Origin of the sequence: Flavobacterium sp. LC2016-12, assembly GCF_015351595.1 — a bacterium.
Classification (GTDB): Bacteria; Bacteroidota; Bacteroidia; order Flavobacteriales; family Flavobacteriaceae; genus Flavobacterium.
Map to the genome: position 1 here is coordinate 92,408 of NZ_JADKPT010000010.1, position 11,632 is coordinate 104,039.

10 protein-coding genes and 1 pseudogene are annotated in these 11,632 nt (G+C 31.7%); 6 read left to right on the forward strand and 5 right to left on the reverse strand.

Annotated features, from left to right (window positions below; all coding sequences use genetic code 11):
- Positions 1-22: 22 nt before the first annotated feature.
- Positions 23-2,206: a carboxy terminal-processing peptidase gene (locus tag IRZ99_RS15735; RefSeq protein ID WP_194658169.1), complete on the reverse strand. Its 2,184-nt coding sequence runs from the start codon at positions 2,204-2,206 to the stop codon at positions 23-25.
- Positions 2,207-2,417: 211 nt separating this feature from the next.
- Between IRZ99_RS15735 and surE the strand changes: the two genes are divergently transcribed.
- The 6 genes and pseudogenes from surE (at position 2,418) to IRZ99_RS15760 (ending at position 7,229) form a co-directional block, all read left to right on the forward strand.
- Positions 2,418-3,197, forward strand: a complete 780-nt coding sequence (surE, locus tag IRZ99_RS15740) for a 5'/3'-nucleotidase SurE (protein ID WP_194658170.1) — start codon at positions 2,418-2,420, stop codon at positions 3,195-3,197.
- A complete protein-coding gene (locus IRZ99_RS15745) occupies positions 3,190-3,462 on the forward strand; it encodes a hypothetical protein (RefSeq protein ID WP_194658171.1) in 273 nt (90 codons plus the stop codon). The genes surE and IRZ99_RS15745 overlap by 8 nt, the downstream gene beginning before the upstream one ends.
- Before the next feature lie 67 nt (positions 3,463-3,529).
- Positions 3,530-4,648 carry a lipid-A-disaccharide synthase gene (lpxB, locus tag IRZ99_RS15750; RefSeq protein WP_194658172.1) on the forward strand — a complete coding sequence of 373 codons (1,119 nt, stop codon included), beginning with the start codon at positions 3,530-3,532 and terminating at the stop codon, positions 4,646-4,648.
- A gap of 12 nt (positions 4,649-4,660) precedes the next feature.
- Positions 4,661-5,146, forward strand: a complete 486-nt coding sequence (locus tag IRZ99_RS15755; RefSeq protein ID WP_194658173.1) for a C40 family peptidase — start codon at positions 4,661-4,663, stop codon at positions 5,144-5,146.
- A 46-nt stretch (positions 5,147-5,192) separates the two neighbouring features.
- Positions 5,193-5,750, forward strand: a pseudogene (locus IRZ99_RS21215) (ComEC/Rec2 family competence protein); the annotation flags it as partial.
- A gap of 123 nt (positions 5,751-5,873) precedes the next feature.
- Positions 5,874-7,229, forward strand: coding sequence for a ComEC/Rec2 family competence protein (locus IRZ99_RS15760; RefSeq protein ID WP_228519107.1), 1,356 nt, complete (start codon positions 5,874-5,876; stop codon positions 7,227-7,229).
- Between the two features lie 16 nt (positions 7,230-7,245).
- On the opposite strand, the gene IRZ99_RS15765 is transcribed toward IRZ99_RS15760, so the two are convergent.
- The 4 genes from IRZ99_RS15765 to IRZ99_RS15780 form a co-directional block, all read right to left on the reverse strand.
- The gene (locus IRZ99_RS15765; protein ID WP_194658175.1) at positions 7,246-7,698 is read right to left on the reverse strand and encodes a thioredoxin family protein; all 453 of its coding nucleotides are present in this window, start codon (positions 7,696-7,698) and stop codon (positions 7,246-7,248) included.
- Positions 7,699-7,921: 223 nt separating this feature from the next.
- Positions 7,922-8,389, reverse strand: a complete 468-nt coding sequence (locus tag IRZ99_RS15770; RefSeq protein WP_194658176.1) for a thioredoxin fold domain-containing protein — start codon at positions 8,387-8,389, stop codon at positions 7,922-7,924.
- A gap of 52 nt (positions 8,390-8,441) precedes the next feature.
- Entirely contained in the window at positions 8,442-9,929 is a 1,488-nt protein-coding gene (locus tag IRZ99_RS15775) for a peptide MFS transporter (RefSeq protein ID WP_194658177.1), read from the reverse strand.
- Position 9,930: 1 nt separating this feature from the next.
- Positions 9,931-11,607 carry a peptide MFS transporter gene (locus tag IRZ99_RS15780; RefSeq protein ID WP_194658178.1) on the reverse strand — a complete coding sequence of 559 codons (1,677 nt, stop codon included), beginning with the start codon at positions 11,605-11,607 and terminating at the stop codon, positions 9,931-9,933.
- Positions 11,608-11,632: the final 25 nt, after the last annotated feature.

The following is an 11,632-nucleotide window of genomic DNA, read 5'->3' on the forward strand; positions in this document are numbered from 1 at the left end:
ATAACAAATTATCTTTGTAAAATTAAGATTTAACTAATTTATCTTTTTTCATTTTAGGAGTAACACTATTTTTCACTAAACCTTTAGTTTGTAAATCATCCAAAACATTTAGTGCTTCTTCAACATAAACGTCTTTAGCTAAAGCCTGATGCCAAGCTTCTCTTTTTTCTTTTAAAGTAGCATCGTTATTCATTTCAAGCTCTTCGTAAGGCAAAGATTTAAAAACCAAATTGTTTTTGTAATCTGAAATTGGTTTGTATTTTTTACCTTCATTTTCAACTTGTTCCTGAGTCGCTTTAAAGCTATTGATATTTAAACTATAAGTGTTTTCTTTGTTTTTAACATCAATCCACTTCGCATTATCCTCAATTAATTTAAATTGAGCATTTCCTGCAATTCTACTTCTACTGTTTGCAATCGCCTGATTAAATTTCTCATTTGAAGTCCAGGTATTGTAATCAGCCGGATCAATTTTATCCCATGGCATTGCGTTGTCAATGTCGCGTTCACCCATTTTTAAGTAAGCGTAACGATCTGGCATTACAACGTCACTATGCACACCTTCTAACTGAGTTGAGCCACCGTTGATTCTGTAAAACTTTTGTCCCGTAATTTTCAAAGCACCTAAATCTCCATAATTTGCATTACGAACAAATTGGTTTAGATCTAAAACGTTTTGCACGGTACCTTTTCCGTAAGTTTGCTTACTTCCTATAATTACTCCACGTTTGTAATCCTGAATTGCAGCAGCCAAAATCTCTGAAGCCGAAGCTGAGAAACTGTTTACCATAATTACTAATGGTCCGTCCCATTCGATTTTTTTATCTTTATCGTATAAAACTTCTTTCTTTTTTCCTGCAGATTTTACCTGAACAATTGGCCCTTCTTCTATAAATAAACCTGCAATATCAACTACTGTAGACAAAGATCCACCACCGTCATCACGAACATCAAGTACGATTCCGTTGATATCTTCTTTTTTCAATCTTTCTACTTCAAGAGCAATATCTTTTCCGGCATCACGGCCATCTTTATTTTCAAAATCAATATAGAATTTAGGCAAGTAAATAACACCGTATTTCAATCCGTTTCTTTCTACAATACTTGATTTAGCGTATGTTTCTTCAATTTCAACCACATCTCTGATAATTGAAATCACTTTAATACTTCCATCAACTTTTTTAACTGTAAGTTTTACCTCGGTTCCTTTGTGACCTTTAATTTTCTTCACAACATCATCCAAACGCATACCTACAACATCTACAGGCTCCTCATTTCCTTGTGCTACTTTCAAAATTAAATCTCCGGCTTCAAGTTGTTTTCCTTTCCATGCTGGTCCACCAGAAATCAACTCATCAATTTGAGTAAAATCATTTTTCTTTGTTAACCTTGCTCCGATTCCTTCTAATTTTCCGCTGATGTTTACATCAAAACGGTCTTTTTCTTCAGGTGCAAAATAACTTGTATGCGGATCAAAACGTGTCATGATCGAGTTTACATACACAGAAAACCAGTCTTCTTTGTTCAAATCTTTAATTAAACTGAAATTATCATCTAAAGATTTTAAAGAACTCTCACGAGTTTCTTTTTCTAAAGTTTCAAAAGATTTTACTTTGTAAGCAGGATCTGTTTTCTTTTTATCTTCTTCTAATTTTTGCTTCGTAACAAGAGATGAAAGTGTAGATAATTTAATTTGTTTTCTCCATCTTTCATTGATTTCCGTTGCATTTTTAGCATAAGGAATATGCTCATAATCTGCATTAAAAGTCTCGTCAACGTTGTAATTGAAAGGTTGAGCCAAAATCGTTTTATAACGTTTTTTGCTTTCTTCCATTCTCTTCATCAATCTGGTATAAGTCAAATTGAAAAACGTCAGATCTTTATTCAAAAACTGATCATCTAATTGCAGCTCATATTGCTTAAACTCATCAATATCAGACTGTAAAAAGAACCTTTTTGAAGGATCTAAAGCATCAATATAATCTTTAAAAATTCCCTTAGAGAACTCATCATTTATTTCTGCCGGACTATAATGTCCTTTTTCGATAACAAATGCAAGTAATTCTAAAAGTGTTTTATCTCTATTTGGGTCCGGATCTTCTGACTTATCTGCATTTATTTTAAAAGCAAATAAGGTTAATGACAAGCATAATACGGCTATAAGTATTTTATAATTTCTTTTCATAAATTTAATAATAGCATTCATCAATTTTTTAATCTAAGTTACGGTAAAAACTATGCCAAGACAGCCAAGTTCACTATAATTTTTTGTTAAAGATATAAAAATGTTTAATGCACGAAAACGTTCTTTAATTTAGTTGACAATTTTTATTTATTTGTTAGTATTCTACCAAAATCTGTTACTACATTTGCTTTAACAAGCTTTAATTTTGACAATTCACAAATGACATCCACGAATGAAAAATGAAAAACCTTTGATATTAGTAACTAATGATGATGGAATTTTAGCTCCCGGAATCAGGGCTTTGATAAGTGTTATGAAAACTATTGGAGATGTAATCGTTGTCGCTCCCGACAAACCTCAAAGTGCAATGGGGCATGCTATAACCATCAATAATACATTATTTCTGGATAAAATTTCAAAAGAAAATGATACTATTACCGAATACAGCTGTTCCGGAACACCTGTCGATTGTGTAAAATTAGCAGTAAACGAAATCCTGCATAGAAAACCTGATCTGTGCGTTTCAGGAATCAATCACGGTTCAAATTCTTCTATAAATGTAATTTACTCGGGAACAATGAGTGCCGCTGTTGAAGCGGGAATCGAAGGTATTCAGGCTATTGGTTTTTCTTTATTAGATTTTGACTGGAATGCCGATTTTGAACCCATTAAATCATTTGTCAAAAAAATTGCACTCGAAACCCTTGCCAACAAACTACCGGCCGGAGTAGTCTTAAATGTTAATTTCCCAAAATTAAAAGAAAAAGAAATTAAAGGAATAAAAATTTGTCGTCAGGCAAAAGCTTATTATGCCCAAAAATTTGACAAACGTCAAACTCCTTACGGAAAAGACTATTACTGGCTTACAGGAAAATTCACAAATGAAGATAAAGGCGAAGACACTGATGAATGGGCCTTGGAAAATGGTTACATCTCAGTCGTTCCTGTACAATTTGATTTAACAGCACATCATACTATGCAACAACTTAATACATGGAAATTAAATGAATAAAACAGACATCCTTATTGGTTTTATTATCGGAATATTTACGGCGCTTCTTGGTAGTTATTTGTTTATCACATTCTTTACCACTTTTGATATTTCATCAGGAATTCAAACCATCAAGCACTATGGTTATTTAGGAAAAATAATTACTCTGGGTACTCTTTTAGATCTTGCTGTATTTTTAATTTTATTAAAAAGAGACAAAGAATTGATGGCTCGCGGAGTGGTTTTGGCCGTGATTGTTCTGGCAATTTCGACTTTGTTTATTTAAATCTTATCTTTGTATTGCAAAAATAATTTCTGTCTTTAGAACAGAAACTACTGTCAAAAAAATTCATATGAAATATTACATCATAGCTGGTGAAGCTTCCGGAGATTTACATGGTTCTAATTTAATGAAAGCATTATATGAGGAAGATCCTCAGGCCGAAATTAGATTTTGGGGAGGTGATTTGATGCAAAAAGCCGGAGGAACTTTAGTAAAACACTATCGCGAATTGGCTTTCATGGGTTTCGTTGAAGTTATTTTTAATTTGAAAACTATTTTAAGCAATATTACTTTTTGCAAAAAAGATATTTTGGAGTTCAAACCGGACGTTCTGATATTTATTGATTACCCTGGGTTTAATATGCGTATTGCAAAATGGGCTAAAGAACTGAATTACAAAACACATTACTATATTTCACCTCAAATCTGGGCATGGAAAGAAAATAGAATCAAAGCCATCAAACAAGATGTCGATAAAATGTTTGTGATTTTACCTTTTGAAAAAAGCTTTTATGAAGACAAACATCATTTTCCGGTAGATTTTGTTGGACATCCGTTGATTGATGCTATTCAGAATCAGCCACCTTTTGACGAAGCAGTTTTTAGAAAAGAAAATCAATTAGGAGACAAGCCTATTATCGCACTTTTACCAGGAAGCCGCAAACAGGAAATTACCAAAATGCTTAGTGTGATGCTTAGTGTTGTTGACGACTTTAAGGATTATGAATTTGTAATTGCTGGTGCACCAAGTCAGGAATATGAGTTTTATAAGCAATTTATTTCTAACGAAAATATCGCATTTGTTTCAAATAAAACTTATGATTTGTTACGTTCTTCCACCGCTGCATTAGTAACATCCGGAACAGCAACATTAGAAACCGCTCTTTTTAAAGTTCCAGAAGTTGTTTGTTATAAAGGAAGCAATATCTCTTATCAAATTGCAAAACGAATTATTACGCTAAAATACATTTCTTTGGTCAATTTAATTATGGATAAGGAAGTTGTAACCGAATTAATTCAGGCTGATTGTAACACGAAACGCATCAAAGAAGAACTTCAAAAATTACTTGAACCTCAGTATCGTGAAAAACTGCTTAAAAATTATGATATTTTAGAGCAAAAATTAGGAGGAGTTGGTGCCAGTAAAAAAACGGCTAAATTAATTGTAGCCGATTTAAAGCAACTTTAAACATTTCTTATTTTGAAAAAAATACTCGTTTTTCTTCTACTAACCGTTGCTTTTACATCTTGTAAATCAACTTCAAATGCAGTAAGTAAAAAAGAAACCAAACGGGAAAATAGATCTATTGTCAATCATTTAATTGAAAATGCAACTGATAATATTGGAGTCAAATACAAAGCTGGCGGAACTACTAAAAGTGGCTTTGATTGCTCCGGATTAGTGTTTACTTCCTTTGAATCTGAAAATATAAAACTTCCCAGAAGTTCTTATGAGCAGTCTAAAATTGGAAAAGTAATCAATATTGATGATGCCAAAAAAGGCGATTTAATTTTCTTCAAAACCAATAAAAGCAGACAAATCAATCATGTCGGATTAATTACAGAAGTAAAATCTGATGAGATACAATTTGTACATTCTTCTACTTCAAAAGGTGTTATAATTTCGTCGACAAAAGAGCCATATTACAAAAATTCTTTTGCTCAGATTAACAGAGTCGTCGATTAATACTAAATATATTATTTTTCTTACAAATTTTTAATACTTTTATAACATGAAAGTATTAGATTTCCCATTGGCTAAAATAACTTTTAGCTTCGTTTTTGGCATTTTAGCAGCGTATTATTGGGTACCTCCAATTATAATTTCAGTATTATCAATTTCCTTCGGTTTATTATTTTTTTCATTCTCTTATATTTTTTCAAAAAAGAATAAAAAACTGAATACACTGTTTGGATTAAGCTCTTATTACACTTCGTTTTGCATTGGCTTTATCGCATTATCAATCAATAGTGATTCTCTTCAAAAGTCAAATTACATCCATTACAAAAATGCTTTTGAAAGTCCGCATTACATCAATCTGACTATAAAAGAAAAATTAAAAGGTAATGATTACAATGATCAATATATTGGTCTTATTAATCACATTGATAATAAATACTACTCTGGCAGAATCATTGTAAATGTAACAAAGGACAGCATTAACAATTCTTTACTTGTTGGAAACAGTATTCGTGTAAAAACTATTTTACAACACAATAGTCTGCCAAAAAATCCCAACCAATTTGACTATAGCAAATACCTCGATAACAAACAAATTTATGCTCAAATTTATATTTCAAAATTAAATATCGAGGTTAATAAAAAGATCAAAAAAGATATCTGGTTTTATACTTCGCGTTTGCATTCAAGGATTATTTACAATCTGGAAAAAGCAAAATTTAATAAAACCGAAATGAATGTTGCACTGGCTTTAATATTAGGCCAGAAACAAGAAATTTCATCAGATATAAAACAGGATTATCAATTTTCGGGAGTTACGCACGTACTATCTGTTTCTGGATTGCATGTTGGTTATATAATGTTACTTATTTTATTTATTCTAAAACCTATTCCGAATACTAAAAAGGGCTCACTGATAAAATTAGCTACCATTATTTTTTCATTGGCCCTATTTGCAATTGTTTCAGGACTGTCACCACCTGTATTACGATCTGTAGTCATGTTTTCGTTTTTAGCAATAGCAAATCATTTGCACAGAAATAGCAATACTTATCATACTTTACTAGTTTCTATTTTTTTGATATTACTTTTTGAGCCTTATTTTTTATTTGATGCAGGTTTCCAATTAAGTTACATTGCATTATTTTCTATCCTTTGGCTACAGCCATTATTAAAAAACATATGGTTACCAAAGAAGAAAATAGTCAAATATCTCTGGGAAGCTCTGACTGTTTCATTCGCAGCTCAAATTGGCACATTCCCTATTTGCCTTTACTATTTTCATCAATTTCCAGCACTATTTTTTGTTACCAATATTCTAATTCTTCCTGTCTTATCTTTTATAATGATAGTTGGTATTGTAGTTATGCTTATTTCTGTCTTTACAAACTGTCACATAATTATAATTCAAATTTTTGAAAAAAGTATTTTTATTTTAAATCAGATTATTCATTTTGTAGCTTCCTTCGAATCATTTGTAATTAAAGACATAAGCTTTAATTCCTATCATTTAATTTCTTTTTATTTGTTTTTAATAGCAAGTATCAAATGGTTTAAAAAACCTTGTTACAACAAACTTCTTATTACACTAGTTACTATAGTTCTGGTTCAGATTTCCTTCATACAAACCAAAAAAGAAATTGAAAGCAAAAAAGAATTTATTATTTTCCATACGAAGAAAAAAACCATTATTACTGAAAGAATTGGCAGAGACATAAGCCTTTTTACAAATAATGCGTTATCAGAAAAAGACTCAAAAAACAACGTTTTAGAAACTTATTTCGTTGCAAATTTTGGGGTTTTAAAATCCATAAAAAAAATTAAAAATGTCTTATTTTTTGATGGGAAGAAAATTTTATTGATAGATAGCTCCGGGATTTATGAAAAGAAGAGCAAACCAGATATCCTTATGTTGATCGCATCTCCAAAAATAAATTTAGATCGTGCTTTGGAAGATTTACATCCAAAAATAGTTATAGCGGATGGCTCCAATTCTTACTCAATTCAAGAATATTGGAAAACTTCCTGCTATAAAAAAAGAGTCCCTTTTCACTCTACAAATGAAAAGGGATTCTTTAGATTAAACTAAAAAAATAATTAAAATATTATTCGCTTGGATGCAAAAGTGCATTCGATTCTGCGATCCATGCTTTTGCTCCGCCTGGTTTGTAGGCATTTTTACCTAACGCACTAAAAGTAGTTTTGTTTTTGCGAATGGATGCCAGCGCAAAACAAACTTCAGGCAGTTCTTCAACACCAAAAGCATTTTTAAGTTTTACGTTCTGCTCTCTATCACTATCAGACGCAGATGAATCAGACAAATCAAGCTTTACTAAAATGACATTATCACGTGACCAAACGGCAAAGTCTGGAGTTTTGAAGATTTCATTTTGAAGATTTTCTGGTACACCTGAGGCAGTGAATAAAATTAACATTGGTTTTCTTTGTTCATTACTAATAGCAATCGCATCAGTCATATTAGTTCTCCAAACTAAATTCTGCGCATGCATAAAAAATGAACCTAAAAAAAATAGTAGGATAAGTAATTTTTTGCTCATGTTATTTTGGTTTTGGTTAGATTAGCATAACGAAATTAACATAATATTTTAATTTTCCAATTTTAATTAATACAAAAAATACATTATGTGTTTTTTATATTGTAAATAAATATTAAATCGACAATTTGAAACAAAATTAAAGATGCCTTTTCTTACTAAACAAAAAAAATCCCTATACAATGTATAGGGATTTCGCATACTTTTATTAAAAAATTTTTATCTATTAAGATTTTTTAGGATTTACAATTCCGTTAGCAACTGCCAACCATGCTGTAGGACCACCAGCTACATAACCCGTTTGTCCGAGGCCTTTAAAATTAACTTTTCCATCTATTGCTTCTGCACTTGTAAAATAGATCGTAGGGAATCCTTGAATCCCAAAAGCTTGTTGCAATTCGTTATTCTGATTTTTGATTTCTGGAGTCTGAGGCGTTCTTCTTGGGTAATCCAATTCAACTAAAACTACATTCTCAGCTGCCCATTTTGTAAATTCAGGCGTTTTTAAAACTTCATTTTGTAAACGAATACACCATCCGCACCAGTCGCTTCCTGTAAAAAACATCAACATTGGCTTGTGCACCTTATTACTTTCAGTAATGGCTTCTCTTACATCTGTATACCATTTTAACTCTTGCGATTGCATTGTAAACACACTAGTTAAAAAGAAAGTAATCAAAAATATCTTTTTCATGCTGCTTTAATTTTCTACAAATTTAAACAAAATATCTATCGATAAATGTAGTCTATTTTACTTCTTGCATTAATTTTTTAATTAATGGTGTTGTTACTATCAAGACGATACCCGCAATAAGAGAATAAAGCGCTAATTGATAATACCCATCTGTATAAGCAATAAGTTTAGACATTAAAGTTGTTCCTGTATTTGCATTAGACATTTCAGAGCCAAGCTTTCCTGCAGCTAATTGTCCAAAAGCACTAGAAAGAAACCATAATCCCATCATCATTCCAAACAAACGTTTAGGTGATAATTTAGTAATTACAGACATTCCGATTGGACCAATACACAATTCTCCAAGTGTATAAATTAAGTAACCTAAAGCAAAAACATTTAAAGAACTCAACCCTTTCGGATCAATAAAAAATCTGGCACTGTAAAAAATAAAGAAACCAGCCGCTAATAATATAAAGGAAAGTCCAAATTTGATTACGGTATTGGGTTCAATTTTTCTTTTGTAAAGTGAAATCCACAAAATACCAACCAGAGGACTAAAAATAATAACATACAGCGAATTGATACTGTTATTAACCACGTTTGGATCAATATTAAAGAACAACAAGTTGCTTGATAAATTATCTTTTGCAAACAATGATAAAGATCCTCCAGATTGCTCAGAAATAGCCATAAACATAAAATATCCAAAGATAAAAATGAATGCTGCCAATAATTTGTATTGCTGTTTTCTTTCTTTAATTTGTATTAATTCGAACAAAAAATAACCAATTGCAATTACTCCAATCGTATACATGAAATAATCTGTATAATCAGAATTAATTACCATGATATATATAAACGGAATTACGATTATCGAACCAAGATAAACTGCAATTTCGTTCATTCTTCTCTTTTTAGGAGTTTGATTTTCTAAAGGAGAATTCCCAATTGGAGCCAAATATTTTTTAGTTAAAAGAAATGTCACCACTCCAATAATCATAACTACCGCTGACGATAGAAAACATAAACTCCAGGAATAATTCTTCCCTAAATAAATTGGAATTGCACCTCCAAGCATCCCACCAATATTGATTCCGGCGTAAAAAAGTCCGTAACCAGCATCTCTACGTCCATCACTTTCATGATACAACTCACCAACCATTGAAGAAACATTTGGCTTAAAGAAACCCGTTCCAATGATGGATAAAGTTATTCCGTAGTAAAAGAAATCATGAGGAGAAGCTGCTATTAGCAAATTCCCCAAAATCATAATAATACCACCAAAAAGTAGTGATTTTTTAAAACCTAAAACCTTATCTGCGAATATTCCACCAATAAAAGTAAAAGCATAAACAAAAGCCTGAATAGCTCCATATTGAAGATTAGCCTTTCCTTCAAGTAAACCTAATTGATCTACCATGAAAAATGCTAAAACACCTCTCATTCCGTAGAAGCAAAAACGTTCCCACATTTCAACCAGAAATAAGTACCAAAGTTGTTTCGGATACTTACCTTCAAAATTTTGTATTTGTTCTAGAGTAATTGTATTGTTTTCCATATTATCTAACACCGTGCATCATTTTTTTCAAGAACGGAGTCAAAGCAAATAAAATAATTGCTGCGATACCAGTAAGAACCACAAATACCATAAAAAACTCATATAAATTATGAATTTCAAATCCTGCAAAAAAGTGGTTATGAGCACTAATTTGGTGCTTATCTAATAAAGCTAACTGCTCAGGAGTTGGTGTAATTTTGTTATCTAAAACCGCTTGAAGATCGATTCCTAATTCTTTTGCTTTTGCAAATTTATCTCCAGTTGCAGGCAAGATAGACCCTAAAGTTCCACCTAAAGCATAACCAGACGCATTTGACAAAAAGAATACTCCGTATAATAATGAAGCGAAACGTTTTGGAGACAATTTACCTACCAATGATAAACCAATTGGAGACAAACATAACTCAGCACATGTATTTAAGAAATATAATAAAATAAGCCATTTTACTAATAGCAATCCAGAAGTTCCAATATATGAAACCTGAGTTGCGATCATAAAGAAACTAATTGAAATTATCACAAGTCCCGCAGCTAATTTTACCGGAGAAATAGGCTCTCTGTCTTTAGCTCTTAGGGTATCCCACAAAATACTAAACGGCACTGCCATAATTACAACAAATAGTCCATTAAAAATCTGAACCATTGATGGAGGCATTAAAAAACCAAAGAAGTTTCTGTCTGTTTGGTTATCTGCAATAAAAGTTAACGATGAACCAGCTTGCTCAAAAGCTGCCCAGAAGAAAATAATAAAGAACGAAACGATATAAATTACAATAATTCTGTCTCTTTCAATTTTAGTCAATGAAGTATCAGAAATAATCAATCCTGCCAATGACAATCCACTAGAATAAATCAAAGTATAAATCAAATTCTGACCAACTACATAATGAAAAAAGAATCCTAATGCAATAAACGCAAGTCCTGCAATTGCCAAAGATTTATTCGAAAAATTAGCTTTTTGTGCCTCTCCTTCTTCAAAGTCTGAAGCCTCATTTTTAGAAGGCAAACCTCCTAATGGTCTTCCTTCAGGAGAAACCACATATTTATTCTTAAGGAAATAGAAGAGAATTGTTCCTAAAAGCATTGCTACAGAAGCTGCCATGAATCCCCATCTAAAAGCATGGATATCTCTAATTCCACCAGCATCTTTTACATCTCCCAATAAAGGACAAATCGACTGACCTAAGAAAGCCCCGATATTAATTCCCATATAAAAAATAGTAAAAGCACTGTCTAATTTTGTTTTCTCTTGTTTAGGATATAAACTCCCTACCATACTCGAAATGTTTGGTTTGAAGAATCCGTTACCAAAAACAATAACTCCTAAGGCAGAGTACATAATAATTTTAGCTAAAGGCAAATTATTTTCAAAAATACTTCCACTGGTAAATAACAACATTTGTCCTGTTGCCATTAATAATCCACCCAATAATATACAATTTCTATTTCCTAAAAAACGGTCTGCTACAAAACCACCCAACATTGGCGTTAAATAACAAAGTCCAAGAAAACCACCATAAATCAATGAAGCTTCTTCCTCCTTCATTAATAATGAGTTCACAAGAAATAAAGTCAATAAAGCTCGCATTCCATAAAAATTGAATCTCTCCCACATCTCCGTTCCAAACAATACCCAAAGTCCTTTTGGATGCGCAGTTTTTACTTGAGTTTCTCCCATATTATTCATTATTGTTTTAAGGTTA